Origin of the sequence: Bacillus hominis (assembly GCF_030348325.1) — a bacterium.
Lineage (GTDB): Bacteria > Bacillota > Bacilli > Bacillales > Bacillaceae_G > Bacillus_A > Bacillus_A hominis.
Window position 1 is genome coordinate 4,421,833 of sequence record NZ_JAUCFS010000005.1, and the last position, 15,269, is coordinate 4,437,101.

The 15,269-nt window shown below is 34.5% G+C and carries 14 protein-coding genes; 6 read left to right on the forward strand and 8 right to left on the reverse strand.

Features of this window, described 5'->3' with window-relative positions:
- Positions 1-5: 5 nt before the first annotated feature.
- The 4 genes from QUF93_RS25575 to QUF93_RS25590 all read right to left on the reverse strand — a co-directional run bounded on the left by QUF93_RS25575 (position 6) and on the right by QUF93_RS25590 (position 3,355).
- A complete protein-coding gene (locus tag QUF93_RS25575) occupies positions 6-1,580 on the reverse strand; it encodes a permease-like membrane multi-spanning protein (protein ID WP_289360605.1) in 1,575 nt (524 codons plus the stop codon).
- Positions 1,570-2,286 carry an ABC transporter ATP-binding protein gene (locus QUF93_RS25580; protein WP_002123394.1) on the reverse strand — a complete coding sequence of 239 codons (717 nt, stop codon included), beginning with the start codon at positions 2,284-2,286 and terminating at the stop codon, positions 1,570-1,572. Before QUF93_RS25580 ends, QUF93_RS25575 begins: the two co-directional genes overlap by 11 nt.
- 164 nt (positions 2,287-2,450) lie before the next feature.
- Entirely contained in the window at positions 2,451-3,086 is a 636-nt protein-coding gene (locus QUF93_RS25585) for an SdpI family protein (protein ID WP_289360606.1), read from the reverse strand.
- Positions 3,083-3,355, reverse strand: a complete 273-nt coding sequence (locus QUF93_RS25590) for an autorepressor SdpR family transcription factor (protein ID WP_002067754.1) — start codon at positions 3,353-3,355, stop codon at positions 3,083-3,085. The genes QUF93_RS25585 and QUF93_RS25590 overlap by 4 nt, the downstream gene beginning before the upstream one ends.
- A gap of 375 nt (positions 3,356-3,730) precedes the next feature.
- Here QUF93_RS25590 and QUF93_RS25595 point away from each other — a divergent pair, with 375 nt between their 5' ends.
- The 6 genes from QUF93_RS25595 (at position 3,731) to QUF93_RS25620 (ending at position 12,274) form a co-directional block, all read left to right on the forward strand.
- On the forward strand, positions 3,731-4,426 hold the full coding sequence (locus tag QUF93_RS25595; protein WP_002034497.1) for a response regulator transcription factor: 696 nt from the start codon (positions 3,731-3,733) through the stop codon (positions 4,424-4,426).
- 2 nt (positions 4,427-4,428) lie between these two features.
- On the forward strand, positions 4,429-5,442 hold the full coding sequence (locus tag QUF93_RS25600) for a sensor histidine kinase (protein ID WP_289360607.1): 1,014 nt from the start codon (positions 4,429-4,431) through the stop codon (positions 5,440-5,442).
- Between the two features lie 91 nt (positions 5,443-5,533).
- A complete protein-coding gene (locus tag QUF93_RS25605) occupies positions 5,534-7,513 on the forward strand; it encodes an FtsX-like permease family protein (RefSeq protein ID WP_289360608.1) in 1,980 nt (659 codons plus the stop codon).
- 68 nt (positions 7,514-7,581) lie between these two features.
- Positions 7,582-9,537, forward strand: coding sequence for an FtsX-like permease family protein (locus tag QUF93_RS25610; RefSeq protein WP_289360609.1), 1,956 nt, complete (start codon positions 7,582-7,584; stop codon positions 9,535-9,537).
- 20 nt (positions 9,538-9,557) lie between these two features.
- The gene (locus QUF93_RS25615; protein WP_002123407.1) at positions 9,558-10,310 is read left to right on the forward strand and encodes an ABC transporter ATP-binding protein; all 753 of its coding nucleotides are present in this window, start codon (positions 9,558-9,560) and stop codon (positions 10,308-10,310) included.
- On the forward strand, positions 10,307-12,274 hold the full coding sequence (locus tag QUF93_RS25620; protein ID WP_289360610.1) for an FtsX-like permease family protein: 1,968 nt from the start codon (positions 10,307-10,309) through the stop codon (positions 12,272-12,274). Before QUF93_RS25615 ends, QUF93_RS25620 begins: the two co-directional genes overlap by 4 nt.
- Positions 12,275-12,327: 53 nt before the next feature.
- Here QUF93_RS25620 and QUF93_RS25625 read toward each other — a convergent pair whose 3' ends face one another.
- The 4 genes from QUF93_RS25625 to dagF form a co-directional block, all read right to left on the reverse strand.
- Positions 12,328-12,519: a YjcZ family sporulation protein gene (locus tag QUF93_RS25625; protein WP_199640053.1), complete on the reverse strand. Its 192-nt coding sequence runs from the start codon at positions 12,517-12,519 to the stop codon at positions 12,328-12,330.
- A gap of 260 nt (positions 12,520-12,779) precedes the next feature.
- Positions 12,780-13,505 carry a GntR family transcriptional regulator gene (locus tag QUF93_RS25630; RefSeq protein WP_289360611.1) on the reverse strand — a complete coding sequence of 242 codons (726 nt, stop codon included), beginning with the start codon at positions 13,503-13,505 and terminating at the stop codon, positions 12,780-12,782.
- Complete coding sequence (locus tag QUF93_RS25635) at positions 13,505-14,521, reverse strand: sugar kinase (RefSeq protein ID WP_289360612.1); 1,017 nt, start codon at positions 14,519-14,521, stop codon at positions 13,505-13,507. The genes QUF93_RS25630 and QUF93_RS25635 overlap by 1 nt, the downstream gene beginning before the upstream one ends.
- The gene (gene dagF / locus QUF93_RS25640) at positions 14,514-15,269 is read right to left on the reverse strand and encodes a 2-dehydro-3-deoxy-phosphogluconate aldolase (protein WP_289360613.1); all 756 of its coding nucleotides are present in this window, start codon (positions 15,267-15,269) and stop codon (positions 14,514-14,516) included. Before dagF ends, QUF93_RS25635 begins: the two co-directional genes overlap by 8 nt.

A 15,269-nucleotide genomic window follows, 5' to 3' on the forward strand; every position in this document is an offset into this window, starting at 1 on the left:
GCTTTTTATTTTATACTTCTTCTCGACTCGTTCTTATACAAGAAAATAGTAATAATCATAAGCACTATAACAACTAAAAAAGTAAATGCTCTGTAGTTCGAGATAGCATCCGTACCGATTAATAAGGCAGGTATAACAGCCACAATTAAGCCACCAAACATACCAACAAACGATCCTACACTTTGTTTTACTACTTGAGTTTCTGATACCCAATCATAATAACCAAATCGATTATTAATAAAAATCCCCCATACTGCCGAAAATAATGAATATGTTATCGGTGTTATTATGATTAAAAGAGAGCTCCAAACATCTAGTTTTAACCCTATTATTAGTAATACAGCACTAATAAGTGATGCAGGTATAGTCAATGAAAGATTCATAAGAATTTTACTGTCATAAATCATCTTTGGCGCTATAGGCAATGACTTAATAATCCATATATTTTTTCCTTCTAAAGACAATGACACACATGTTGTACACGTCATCGAAATCGCTGCTGCAATAGCAAATGGAGCAATCTTTTGCAAAATCGACTCAATTCCAGGATACGCTATTAATTGACTTGGTCCTACTACAACTATAGCTAGCGCGAAAGCTATAGCCATCACGACTCCCATTCCACTATTTATGACATACACTGTAGAAGAGAAGAAACGTTTCAGCTCTTTTTTATACAATGCGACCAATACACTTTCTTTTCTCATACTATGAATCTCATAATTTGAAAGCATATGATAAGTGGAAATCCCTGTGTTTATTTGCTTATATTTTAACGAAAGTATTTTTACAAAAAGATAATACCAAATAACTGATATTCCAACGAATAGGATGAAAGCTACAATATCAGCATGAACAATTGCTCTTTGAAACATGTTAGCTAATGGATACACTTTCGTTAATTGCTCTGAAACAATTGCACCAATTCCATTCATATCATTAAGGCTATATTGAGCATTTCCGTTTTTTAGCATAAAGAAACCGAATGTAATAATTACTATAAAACTTAAAATCGTAGTTATTTTATTCGTATTTTTAAATTTAGAAGCAATTGCCGTAATCCCAGCTCCAAAAATCGCTGCTATTGTTGTTGGGATTAAAGATGCTACAAACATACTGATGAACCACATAAAGTAAAAAGAAACTGATGGATTCTCATGTATGCAATACACAACTCCCATTGGTAGCATGATGATGATTGAAAAGATCGTATTCAGCAAGTATAAATACAAAAATCTACTTGCAATAACAGTACTTACACGAATCGGTAATGACATTAAAAAATCATAGTCCTTAAAAGCAAAAATTTCTCCATTCGCCTTAAATATAGTGAAAAACAACGTCAATACACTACTAATAACTAGTGCATAAACTGGAATAATTTCGCTCATTCCTAGTTTCACCAATCCATATGCTGAGGCCCCACAATAGAGCATTAACATGACGGCAACTAAGGTAATGGATGCTGTTAGCAAAATTTTATTCTGCTTCTTTTTCTTATCTTTTTCATATTTAAAAGTATTTAAACCGAGCTGCGTTATCAACCGGATTTTCAAAAGACCTAAACTATTAATATTCATTAGCAAGCTCCTTCATAAAGAGCTCTTCCAATGAGCCTTCCTTTATTAAAGAATTTACTTCCCCTGAAAGTGCTAATTTCCCTCTATTAATCATGGCTATTTTATTACATAACTTCTCAGCCACATCTAAAACGTGCGTAGAAAAGAAAATCGCACTTCCCTTTTCACAAAGCTCTTTCATAATACCTTTCAATACTACAGCTGCCTTTGGGTCAAGACCAACGAAAGGTTCATCTAAAACTAATAATTTCGGTTTATGCAAAACCGCCGATATAATCGCTACTTTTTGTTTCATACCGTGTGAATAAGAAGATATTAAGTCTCCCAAGTAAGGTGTAATCTCAAAAGCATCCCCATACTTCTGTATTTGTTCTTCCCGATCCCTCGCAGACACTTTAAACACATCAGCAACAAAGTTCAAATATTGAATTCCTGTTAATTGTTCATATAAATCTGGATTATCAGGAATGTACGCCATTACTTTCTTACATGCAATCGGATCCTTTTTTACTGAATGTCCATCAACAAAAATTTCGCCCTCTTCAAAATCTATAACTCCTACTAACGACTTAATTGTTGTACTTTTCCCCGCACCGTTATGTCCAATAAATCCAAAGATATCTCCTGCTTGCACAGTAATATTTAAATGATCTACTGCTTTCTTACCACCTTTGTATGTCTTGCTAAAATTTATAATCTCTAACATGTGATTTCCCCCAAACCATCTGTTTTTTCACTGAATTTTCAGACTCAAAGATAAAAAATTTACTCAGGGAGCCTTTGTTATCTCCACTGAGTATTAAAATAATCTCTTAACATATAGAAACTAGAACTATAAAATTTGATTAGTGTAATTCAATCCCTTATTGCTCACAATTGCATTTCTTTTTTATATAAAACGTAAGAATATAAATTCGTTATGATGACAGCAACTACTATAATCCCAAGCATCATATAAGATCTCCAATCAGCCGGAGCGAAAACACTTATAATCATAATAATTCCTAACGCCACAAATACTTTTCCGCTAAATCGATGGGTCTTTCTCCATACTTCTTCATTACTCAATGTCCAAGGATTACGCATCCCAACGAAAAAGTTAGGCTTGCATTGTGGTAAATAGTTGCCGATGACTATAAACAAAACACCCACTAATAATTCCGGCACCCGATTAATGAATAAGTTATACCCGAGTCCACTTGTAATAATATCTATATTCCCTACAAATAGTAGCAGGAGTATCCCATTATTCATCATCATAAAAGCTTTAGAAAATTTCTCGTAATTTGCTTTCCTTGGATCAATCTTCGGTATTACATTTAGAAATATATATAACGCAATCATAATTCCAACCATAGAAATCATTCCATATAATTTAGACGAATATCCATCTACCTTACCGCCGCTCCAATGTGTCGCAATTGTATCCGGCAAATGAGGCCAAGCAAACGCCCATGCTATACAAGTTATAAAAATTAATATGATTGCAAAAAGATGTTTTTTCATTTCCCCTCTTCCCCCTTATTCGTAAACGTAAACACCCAAGTCAATAAATCTTGAAATACAGTTGTGTTCAATGAGTACACAACGAATTGCCCTTTCTTTTCATCTTGAATAAGTTCAGCATTTTTAAGTGCGCTTAAATGGTGTGAAATACTTGGCTTCGTCATATTGAACTGTTCAGCAATTTCGCCAGCTGTTAAATCGCCTTCTTTTAATAAATCTAAAATTTTTCGCCTTGTTGGATCTGCTAATGCTTTGAATGCTTGATTCAATGTCTTTCTTCCCTTCACTAATTAGACATTTAGATATTTATCTAAATATTAAATCGTTTTCAGTTGTCTGTCAATTATATCCAAAGCCCTTTTTACTTTTTCCACTTTTGACCTATACTGATACTATATAAATCTGGTTTAATCTTTCGTCATATAAATACGCCACAGCTATTCTATGTCTTCGCATGGAGAAGAAACAGGCTTTGACCGCCCTATACCTATACATAGATATATCCTCTCTCTAACCTAAAAAGAAAGGTTCTATGTCCTTTTTTAATTTATATATTTATATAGCTTATATTTCAACATAATGAAAAGACTTGAAACACATGATACACTATAGCTACAATTGTTTTTTTGAGGAGGAATATACATATGTACAAAATTTTAATCGTTGAAGACGATCCAAATATTTCATCATTACTACAATCTCACATTCAAAAGTACGGGTACGACGCTGTTGTTGCGGAGAACTTCGATGATATTATGGAATCGTTTAATGCAGTGAAACCACATCTTGTTTTACTTGATGTAAACTTACCGAAATTCGATGGTTTCTACTGGTGCCGTCAAATTCGTCATGAATCTACTTGTCCAATTATTTTCATTTCAGCTCGTGCTGGTGAAATGGAACAAATTATGGCAATTGAAAGCGGTGCGGATGATTACATTACGAAACCGTTCCACTACGACGTTGTAATGGCGAAAATTAAAGGACAATTACGTCGTATTTACGGTGATTATGCACCAAATATTTCTGAACGTATCGTTGAAGTAGAAGGTTTAAAGTTATTCCCTGAGCGTCCAGAAATTCACTTTGGATCTGAGCAAGTTCTTTTAACGAAGAAAGAGGCAATTTTGGCAGAAATGTTATTATCTAAGTTCCCTCGTACAGCGAGCCGTGAAGATTTATTAGCTGCCCTTTGGGATGATGAGAGCTTCGTTGAAGAAAATACATTAAACGTAAACATTACGCGCCTTCGTAAAAAGTTTAATGAGCTTGGTATTGAGAACTCTATTGAAACAGTACGTGGACTTGGATATCGTTTTAACACAACTTGGAGTGAATAAGCATGAAGCTATTTTTACGTGATCATTTTGCATTTTTTCTACTATATGTATTAAACTTCGGAATCATTTTCGTTCTCTATGATGCAGTAGATGGATTTCAAAATAATAAGTTTTACTTCATCGTTTTAAGTCTATACTTATTCATCTGTTTCCTCGCTTATCGTTACGTTCGTAACCGTAGAATGTATCACAGATTAAGTGAACCACCAGAGAAAATGGAAGATGCGTTTATTGAAAGGGCGAGCGCTCCGATGCCTCACTGTGTAAATGAACTCGTGCGTACGCAGTACCGTCTCTTCCAAAAAGAACTACAATCATATGAAGTAAAACAACAAGAACATCAATTATTCATTAACCATTGGGTGCATCAAATGAAGACACCTGTTTCCGTCATGCAACTTATGGTGCTCGAAATGGAAGATGAACATTTAATTCCAAAGTTTAAACAGGAATTAGATCGTCTGAACCAAGGGCTTGATATGGCTTTATACATGGCAAGATTAAATAACTTCCATGAAGACTTCCATGTCGAGACGATTTCATTAAAAGATACTGTAACAAAAAATATTAACGGCCTAAAAGAACTATTCATCCGTAATGGCGTCTTCCCTGTTTTAGAAGTTCATTCTGATTTAAAAGTTACTTCTGATGCGAAATGGTTAAAATTCATTATCTATCAGTTAATGACAAATGCTGTTCGTTACTCTGGTGAGCGCGGAAAGAAAGTGTTCTTATCTGCTTATCGAAACGGAAAAGATATTATTTTAGAAGTTCGTGATGAAGGCGTAGGTATTCCGCAAGAAGATATTCGAAGAGTATTTGAACCATTTTACACTGGGAAAAATGGTCGTACATTCGGAGAATCTACTGGTATGGGACTTTATATTGTAAGTAAAATTTGTGATTATTTAGGTCACTCTGTCAAACTAGATTCTGAAGTTGGTAAAGGAACGACGATTAAAATCATCTTCCATAATGCCGCAAACAATCAGTTAGAGAAGGTGACAGAGGAATGAACTTAGTTACTCCTGAAATGTATGAGAATTTACTCTCATACATTTTTTGTAATACGAATACAACTATACTTTCGACTTGGAGGTATAGAATATGAATTTTTGGCAATTCGCCTTTAAAAATGTAACACGTAATTCAAGAGCTTACTTCGCTTATTTCGTAAGCAGCTCGTTTTCAATTGCTGTTTTCTTTTCATTCGCTGTTTATTTATTTCATCCGAAATTACAAAATTTCACTATGATCTCTGAAATTTCAGGATTAATGATTTTTTCAGAAGTTGTCATTGTCTTGTTCTCGTTCTTCTTTCTACTTTATTCAATCGGATCATTTTTAAAAGTTCGTAAACAGCAATTTGGTGTGTTAACCGTTTTAGGTATATCAAAAAAGCAATTACACCGACTCATTTTCACCGAAAATATGTTAATTGGTATTTTATCTATCTTTTTCGGTATGCAGTTTGGACTTGTCTTTTCACAGTTTTTCTTATTAGTAACAGCGAAAATTACGTACGTACCAGGGATATATTTATATTGGCCCACAAATGCTTTTATTTTAACAACGATTGTATTTCTTAGTCTTTTTATCGCTGTATCTTCATTTACACCGATGCTAATTCGTACGAAAAAAACGGTACACCTTTTAAAAGCTAATGGTGGGAAACAAAAAGAAAGAAAACCATCCATATTCATCTCTCTATTTGGTGCTATCTGTTTATTAGGTGGTTATATTTTAGCTGCAAATCCTAAATATTTCTTCTCAATAAACCCGCAAGTAGGCGTTATATATATGGTTTCAAGTATTTTCGTGATCCCAACACTTGTTACAATCGGGACATATTTTTTCTTTTCTCAAATTAGTTTCTTACTTATTTATATTTTAAAGACAAGAAGAAAGTTTTATATGAAACGGATTAATATGCTTTGGATTTCGGATTTAGCAAGCCGTATTCGGACGAATATTAATATGCTATTTATTGTAGCAATGCTATCTACTGTAGCTTTTACAATGATTACGTTTTTATATGGACTCGGGAAATTTACGAAACTGGAAGTTACGAAAAGCTCCCCCTTCCCAATTTCTTATTTTTCTTATGATGCCAATCCTTTTGTTACAGAGCATTTAAATTGGCTTGAGCAACAATTACAAAAAGAAAATTTCTATTATAAAAAAATAAAAGTTGATATATATGAAGCACCACTGCTGGAAGATAAAGATGTAGCTTTTTATAATGACGTATACGCAATTAAGCAAAGTGACTATAACAAACTTGCAGATTCTTTACGAATGAAACAACTATTTATGGATGATAACGAAGCATATGTTTTAACAGGGACATCTTATTTCACTATATTCAACGAATTTGAGCAAAGCTACAAAAGAGATTACATTACACTCTCTAGTACAAATACGAAATTACGAGTAAAAGGCTATGAACCTGTAAGTGCAATTCCATCTAGTTTTTCCTATCAAACGTTGGTTGTACCTGACACTGTTGTAAACAAATTTCCGAATACAATAAAACATATATCAGCATACAATTACAAAATACAAAACTGGGAAAAGACATATAAAATTACTGATGATTTTATAGAAAAATTACAAAAAGATCAACAAAATTCTCCGGACCAAGGGTCTTTCATTCGCTACTTTGAATCAGCAGGATCATTATACAGAATAACATCTGGTAGTGCCACATACTTCCTAATCGGGACATTTTTAGGAGTTATTTTCTTCATTGGAGCTGGTAGCGTTCTTTACTTTAGAATGTATACCGATTTGACGAACGAACAAGAGAAGTATATAACGATTTCTAAAATCGGTGTAACAGATACAGAGATGAAACAATCTGCAACCATTCAACTTAGTATTTTATTTTTCGTTCCGTACATTATGGCATCTATTCATACAATGTTTGCAACAAAAATGCTACAAGATGTAATTGGTTTATCTTTGTTCAAAGAAGTTTCAGCCGTTCTTATTATTTTTGGCATAGTTGAAATCATCTTTTTCTTATTCATTCGTTCGCTTTATATGCAAAAATTATCACAATATACGAATGGACAAAATATTTAAAATAAACTGGATGAAAGGAGTATCTCTCATACTCTTTTCATCTTCACTCTATTAGGAGGCTTAGGTGAATGACATTTTGGCAGTTTGCATTTAAAAACGTGACGCGGAACGCCAGAGCTTATTTCGCCTATTTTGTAAGCAGCGCGTTCTCCATCGCAATTTTTTTCTCATTTGCAGTTTATTTATTTCACCCTAAATTGCATACGACAGACGTGAATTATGCTCTAAGCATATTAATGACAATTTCAGAAGTTGTCATTGTATTCTTTTCATTTTTCTTTTTACTCTATTCAATCGGTACGTTTTTAAAAGTACGAAAAAAACAGTTCGGGATTTTAACAGTACTTGGTATATCTCAAAAACAATTAAAACGACTCATATTTATAGAAAATATGTTAATTGGTGTTCTTTCTATATTTTTTGGCATTCAACTTGGACTTGTCTTTTCACAATTCTTCCTATTAATTACCGCCAAAATTACACATGTACCTGGTCTATATTTATATTGGCCTACAAGTGCGATTGTTTTAACTACGATAATTTTTCTTGGGCTCTTTATTCTCGTATCATCTTTCACACCGATGCTCATCCGTACGAGAAAAGCTGTACGACTTTTAAAAGAAGGAAACCAACATAAAGAAAAAAAAGCATCCGTACTTATTTCTCTATTTGGCGCGATATGCTTGCTATCTGGATATGCCTTAGCAGCAAATCCACTATATTTCATGTCACTAGGCGACATAATTGGAATTTTGTACGCCGTCTCTAGTATATTTGTCATTCCATCACTTGTTGCAGCTGGAACATATTTTTTCTTTTCACAAATTAGCTTCTTGCTCATTCGCATATTAAAGACAAGAAGAAAATTTTATATGAAACGTATCAATATGCTTTGGATTTCTGATTTAGCAACGCGTATTCGAACGAATATTAACATGCTCTTTATTGTAGCGATGCTATCAACACTCGCTTTTACAATGATTACATTCTTATATGGATTCGGGAAATTTACAAAGTTTGATGCGATTAGACAAAACCCTTTCCCATTTACGTATTTATCTCATACTGAAAATACGTTAGCTGATCAACATTTAAACTGGTTAGAGCAAAAATTTAATGAAGAGCACTTTACTTATACAAAATTTAAAACGGATATATATGAAGTATCTTCGGCAGAAGAGAACCCGCAGCTCTATTATGCCATTAAACAAAGTGACTATAATATACTTGCTAAGGCGTTAAACTGGGAACATCTCAATGTGAAGAATAATGAATCTTATATCCTTATTAAAGACATAGATGATCAATTCATTGGAACAATTTATGATAAAGAAAAGAATGATACTCTTACGCTTTCTCAAAACTCTTTACAGCTACAAGTGAAAGAATATAAAAGTTATAACCCTTTCCCAAATAGTTTAATATCACACTTACTCGTACTATCTGATGAAAATGTAGAAGCATTATCAACTATTTCGAAACAAATGAGTGTATATAGCTTCAAAGTTCTAGATTGGGAAAAAGCATATAGTATTGGTTCAGCATTTATAACAAAAATCGATAACGACAATGCAGCGATTCAAGCAGAGCATCCGCCGTTCCACGCAAATGAAGCAAGTGACTCTCTATACAAAACAAAACTAAATGTTGCTTCATTTTTCTTAATTGGAACTTTCCTAGGTGTTATTTTCTTTATTGGTGCTGGCAGTGTTCTTTACTTCCGGATGTATACAGATTTAACAAATGAGCAAGAAAAGTATATAACGGTTACGAAAATTGGCTTAACAGAAGATGAGATGAAACAATCTGCTACCATTCAACTTGCGATTCTTTTCTTTGTTCCTTACATTATGGCATCGATTCATACGATTTTTGCGACAAAGATGTTGCAAGAAATATTGAATCTCTCATTATTCGCTGAGATTACGGTTGTACTTGTAATCTTTGGAACAGTTGAAATTCTATTTTTCCTTTTAATTCGTTCCTTTTATATGCAAAAATTATCACAACACATTAAGTTTTAAGAAATAGAAAGGTGATTATTATGGAAGAAGTATTACACATCAAAAACGTCTCAAAAGTGTATGAGGGGAAAGTCCCTCATACCGCTTTAAAAAATATAAATTTACACGTGGATAAAGGTGAATTCGTTGCGATCATGGGGCCGTCTGGAAGTGGTAAATCTACGTTTTTAAACGTTATTTCCACAATCGATTCACCTACTTCTGGAGAGGTCGTAATTAACGGAAAACAACCACATACATTCCGTAGAGAAAAATTAGCGATTTTTCGTCGCCAAGAATTAGGATTTGTTTTCCAAAACTTTAACTTACTCGATACGTTAACAATCGGTGAAAATATCGTGTTACCTTTAACGTTAGATAATGTTCCTTTAAAAGAAATGGATCAAAAACTCGATAATATCTCAAAAAAGCTAGGAATTGATCACATTTTAAATAAGCGTATTTTTGAAGTTTCAGGAGGACAAGCACAGCGTACTGCTGTAGCACGTGCTGTTATTCATCACCCTTCTCTCTTACTAGCTGATGAACCGACAGGAAACTTGGACTCAAAGTCAGCTATTGATGTAATGGAATTATTTACGAAGCTAAACAAAGAAGAAGATGCAACGATTTTAATGGTTACGCACGATCCATTTGCAGCTAGTTATTGTAACCGTGTTATTTTCATTAAAGATGGCGAGCTTTACAATGAACTGCACCGCGGATTGTACCGTGAGAAATTTTATCAAGAAATATTAGATGTTCTAGCATTACTAGGAGGAAGACGTGGATGACATTTTGGCAATTTGCATTTAAAAATGTCTCGCGTAATTCGAAAGCATATTTCGCTTACTTTGTAAGTAGTGCGTTTTCTATCATGGTTTTCTTTTCATTTACTGTATACGCGTATCATCCGCGGTTACAAATTATGAATAAATTGCAGGAACAAGATCCTCTCATGAACTTAGCTGGCATGGCACAGTTTGTTATCGTTTTGTTCTCGTTCTTCTTTCTCTTATATTCTATCGGGACATTTTTAAATGTACGGAAACAGCAATTTGGCGTTTTAACTGTTCTCGGTATATCTCAAAAACAATTAAAACGTCTTTTGTTTACTGAAAATATGATCATTGGAGTGCTTGCTATCTTTGCAGGTATTCAAGGTGGCCTTGTGTTTTCTAACTTTTTCTTACTCGTTACCTCTAAATTAACAAGTGCAAAAGGTCTCTATTTATATTGGCCAACAGAAGCAATTATTGTTACAACAGTAACTTTTATTATTTTATTTTTCATCGTTTCTACATTTACACCGATGTTCATTCGTACTCGTAAAACAACTCGATTAATTAAAAATAATAAAAAGGAAAAAGACGAAAAAAGGCCGTCTATACTCATTTCATTGTTTGCCTTAATTTGTTTAGGGCTATGCTATTATATCGCCGGTTACCCACAAGGCTACGTAACAGAAAAAAATGTACAAAACGGCTCTGTATATCTTATTATGTTATCTATTTTACCGCTCGTAATAGTCGGGACATATTTATTCTTTTCACAAACATTTCTCCTCTTTATCTTTATCTTAAAAAAGCGGAGAAAGTTTTATATGAAACAAATAAACATGTTATGGATTTCAGATTTAGCTAGCCGTACGCGTAGTAATATTAATGTGCTCTTTATCGTTTCTATGTTATCAGCACTTGCATTTACAATTATTATTGGGTTGTTTGCTGCTAATAATAATACGAAAGCATCGACATTAGAACGATATCCTTTCCCCTTCACATATAAGTCCAAAGGTGAAAACCCATTTGAACAAAAGCACATTGCTACAATTGAAACGGAGCTTACAAATGCTAATTTTCAATACAATAAGCATAAGGTTACAGTGTTAAAAGATACAGCTTTAAAAGAAAACATTACTCTTATGAAAATGAGTGACTATAACACACTTGCGAAACAATTAAAGAGACCGGAAATAACTCTTGATTCTACACAAGTTTATATTATTTCTCGGTACTCGCCAGAACTCTTAAATCTTGTATCAAATCCATTTGCAAAACAAAATACAATTACACTCGGATCAAATAAAAAAGAATTTCATATTAAAGGATTTATTAATAAAGGGATCGAACCATCCTTTCTTTTCCCACATATAATTGTTGTACAAGATTATGTATTTGATAATATGATTCCTCATATTGAAACGACCATAGTTTATAACTACTTCGTTGAGAATTGGGAAAGTGCAATTGTTCCGACGAAAAATATATTAAAACATATTTGGAATGATACGGATAGCTTCCGTGAGGCATACAAAAATCCAGACCTCCCATTTGCTATTTATACAGCTGCTGATGATCTAAACTACAGTAAAGGAAATTCAATTGCTACTTTCTTTATTTGGACATTTCTCGGCTTTATTTTCTTTATCGGGGCAGCCAGTGTTTTATACTTCCGTATGTATAACGACTTAACGACTGAAAAACAAAAGTACATTACAATTACAAAACTCGGTTTAACAGAATCGGAAATGTTTCGTTCAGCAACGATTCAATTAGGAATTTTATTTTTCATTCCTTATATAGTTGCTGGTATTCATACAATATTTGCAATTAAGTTTTTACAAAGCATGTTTTCTTTCTCTTTATTAAAAGAATTAGTGATTATACTTACTTTGTTCGGGATTATCGAGATTATTTTCTTCTTCTTAATCCGTTCTCTTTACATTAATAAATTATCACAGCATATCAAGATATGAATAAAATGGCCTTGTGCAATACGCACAAGGCCATTTTCAATAGTTTTTAATAATTAGCAGCAGTATCCACCATAGCCGCCGCCATATCCACCATAACCGCCGTAACCACAACCACCGCCACCACCGAAGCAGCTAGCACCGATAATGATTAATAAAATAAACAATACGATTAGAAGCGCAAAGCCACCTCCGTGGCCATGTCTGCGGTGACAATCATCATGTTTGTGTTCACACTTTTCGCTCATTACTCTATTCCTCCTTTAGTATCATTCATAACAAGTTCTTCTTGTTCTAAATGAGGGGATTCCATTTATATTATGTTTTCAGGGCAAATCGGAAGCTTGGCTTTCCTAAAAACGGGCTTGTTTCGAGAAATGGGCTAAAAAAAACAGGAGGTACCTTTAGCAAGGTACCTCCTGTTTTTTTATAAATATGTTCAGTAAAAATATAAAGCAACATGCCATCTCACGCAAAAAAAGAGAGAGTAATTCCCCCTCTTTACTTCCTATATATCATAATTAACTACATAATGCTGCATTTCTGTATTGTAGTAGCCTTCACTATATTCAATTACTTCGCCAACTTCATCGTAAGAATAGCGCATACGTTTTAATAATGCAGCGCCTTCTTTTTCACTTAACGCTTCTGCAACGAAACTAGGCGCAAATCCAACTGCGAATTCATCTCTGAAGTTTTCTAAATGTATACCTCGCTCCTCGACTAAATCGTAAAGCGATTGTAAATCAAAGTCCGATAAATCTGTACTTGCCATTTTCGCTGAGAAGTAGTGCGTATAATGAATATACGGCGCATCATTTAACGCATATAATCGTTCAATACGGAAACTCTCTTTACCGAATAATCGAAACGGCACTGTTCCTTCTTCATTATGAACCACTTCTGCCTTTAGCAATTTCTTTTGTACTTTATATCCTTCTTCCACTAACACTTCTGTAAACTTCTTTCCCTTCGACAGTTTTGTCGCAGAAGTATTACGAATCACTTTCGTTCCTTTACCGCTTTTCTTTTCCAAATATCCTTCTTGAGCGAGTTCTTTAATCGCATTACGCACTGTAATTTTGCTCACTTTGAACTCTTCCTCTAATTGTGGTTCAGAAGGAATATTCGTATGAATCGCATATACACCATGTAATATTCGATCACGAATAATATTTTTTATTTGTAAATATAATGGTCCTTTTTTTCTCGTTACGTTCACCGTTACACCCACTACCTTTCTACATCACCTACTGATGCCGTCATTGCCCGAAGTATATCCTTCTCTGATGACATTGGCGTATCACCGACGATTGTATGTGCAAGCATTCCAGCTGCTGACGCAAATGAAACAGCCTTCTCTGGTGCAAACTCTTTTATCTCGCCATGAATAATCCCGCTCGTATAAGCATCTCCAGCACCTATTCTATCATATACAGAAAACGTAAGTGTTTTTGCAAAGGTGAACGCTCCATCTTTACAAATAAATCCGCGAAGTGAATGTGTATTATCGCTATTAATAGAGCGATGTGTACCAGCAATTGTAGCGATATGATACATTTCAGCTACCTTTGGAATGAGATCCATCAGTTGTGCTTCTCGCTCTGTTTCTTCTGTTTTCATTCCAAGAACGAACATTGCATCTTTTTCATTCATCATAACGATATCAGCAAGGTCCAGCATTTCTTCATAATGTGGTTTCGCCTGTTCATATCCATCTTCTCCCCAAAGCGACGGACGATAGTTGCAATCAAAAACAACGGTTCCTCCGTTTTCTTTAACTGCTTTCGCTAAAGATTTCATATGATGACGCACAGTATCATTCATTGCAAGTGTAATTCCGCAAAAATGGATGATATCAATTTCCTTTGCGATTTCTTCAAATTGATACATCTCTTCACATGCCGTATTGAAACTACTTTCTAATCGATTCGAATATGTAACGCGGCTTGCGCGTGCGCCAAATCCATTTTCTAAAAAATACATTCCAACATATTTACCGCCTCTTGAAATAAACGGTGCCTGAATACCTAATTTTTGAATGTGCGATACCGCAGCATCTCCAACCGAGTTTTCCGGTAAAGTTGAAACAAGAAACCCTTCATGCCCGAGATGAGAAAGGGCCGCTGCAACGTTCACGCCTGTACCTGAAAAAGAATAATTTAATGTGTTAGCTTGTGATAGTAATTCATATCCTGGTACTTGCAGGCGCATCATTACTTCGCCGAATGCTGCAATTTTCTTACGCATATTGATCAACTAACTTCTTCACTACCGCTAATAATTCACGTACATCTTCTACTTTCGTATTACCAGTTTCTTTATCAATAATAGAAGAATACACATGCGGGATAACTTGCTCTACGTTTGCCTCTAACGCAATACGTACAATTGTTTCGAAGTTTTCTTTATCAATTCCGCCTGTTGGCTCTAATGCAAACCCTTCTTCCGCACAAGCTTTCGCAACCGCACGATATTCTTCTTCATGAGCTAAACCTTTCATTGGGAAGTACTTCAATGAATTTCCGCCCATATCACGTACAAGTGCGATCGCTGTTTTAATTGGAACGATTGCTTTTTCTTCTCCAGCCGCACTAATTGGACCAGTAGAAATATTTACGTATCCTACTTTTCCTGTTGGCGATACTAAACTATTAATCCAGCTATCTTTTCCTCCAAGATTTGCACGCGTTGCTCCAACTGAAGGGAATACTTGGTTAATGTGACTACCAGGATAATGCTTCGCAATTTCAGCTACAACAGCCGCTTGACGATTATCTCCTGCTCCTAGTCCGATTGATACAGCGTCATCAATTTCTTTTCCGTATGCTTTCATCGCAATTACTGCTTCTTCTACTGTTGGATAATCTTTTGATAACACACCAACGACTACATAACCTTCTGCTGCTTCAAAAATGTCTTTCGCATTTCGGGTATTGTTCGCTAATACATTTAATGCTACGCGGCCTTTATAAAAACGTTTTTGAATGTTTGTCAT

Coding starts and splice junctions, on each gene's coding strand:
- QUF93_RS25575 (WP_289360605.1), bottom strand. CDS start 1,580: ATGAATATTAATAGTTTAGGTCTTTTGAAAATCCGGTTGATAACGCAG.
- QUF93_RS25580 (WP_002123394.1), bottom strand. CDS start 2,286: ATGTTAGAGATTATAAATTTTAGCAAGACATACAAAGGTGGTAAGAAA.
- QUF93_RS25585 (WP_289360606.1), bottom strand. CDS start 3,086: ATGAAAAAACATCTTTTTGCAATCATATTAATTTTTATAACTTGTATA.
- QUF93_RS25595 (WP_002034497.1), top strand. CDS start 3,731: ATGTACAAAATTTTAATCGTTGAAGACGATCCAAATATTTCATCATTA.
- QUF93_RS25600 (WP_289360607.1), top strand. CDS start 4,429: ATGAAGCTATTTTTACGTGATCATTTTGCATTTTTTCTACTATATGTA.
- QUF93_RS25605 (WP_289360608.1), top strand. CDS start 5,534: ATGAATTTTTGGCAATTCGCCTTTAAAAATGTAACACGTAATTCAAGA.
- QUF93_RS25610 (WP_289360609.1), top strand. CDS start 7,582: ATGACATTTTGGCAGTTTGCATTTAAAAACGTGACGCGGAACGCCAGA.
- QUF93_RS25615 (WP_002123407.1), top strand. CDS start 9,558: ATGGAAGAAGTATTACACATCAAAAACGTCTCAAAAGTGTATGAGGGG.
- QUF93_RS25620 (WP_289360610.1), top strand. CDS start 10,307: ATGACATTTTGGCAATTTGCATTTAAAAATGTCTCGCGTAATTCGAAA.
- QUF93_RS25625 (WP_199640053.1), bottom strand. CDS start 12,519: ATGAGCGAAAAGTGTGAACACAAACATGATGATTGTCACCGCAGACAT.
- QUF93_RS25635 (WP_289360612.1), bottom strand. CDS start 14,521: ATGCGTAAGAAAATTGCAGCATTCGGCGAAGTAATGATGCGCCTGCAA.
- dagF (WP_289360613.1), bottom strand. CDS start 15,269: ATGACAAACATTCAAAAACGTTTTTATAAAGGCCGCGTAGCATTAAAT.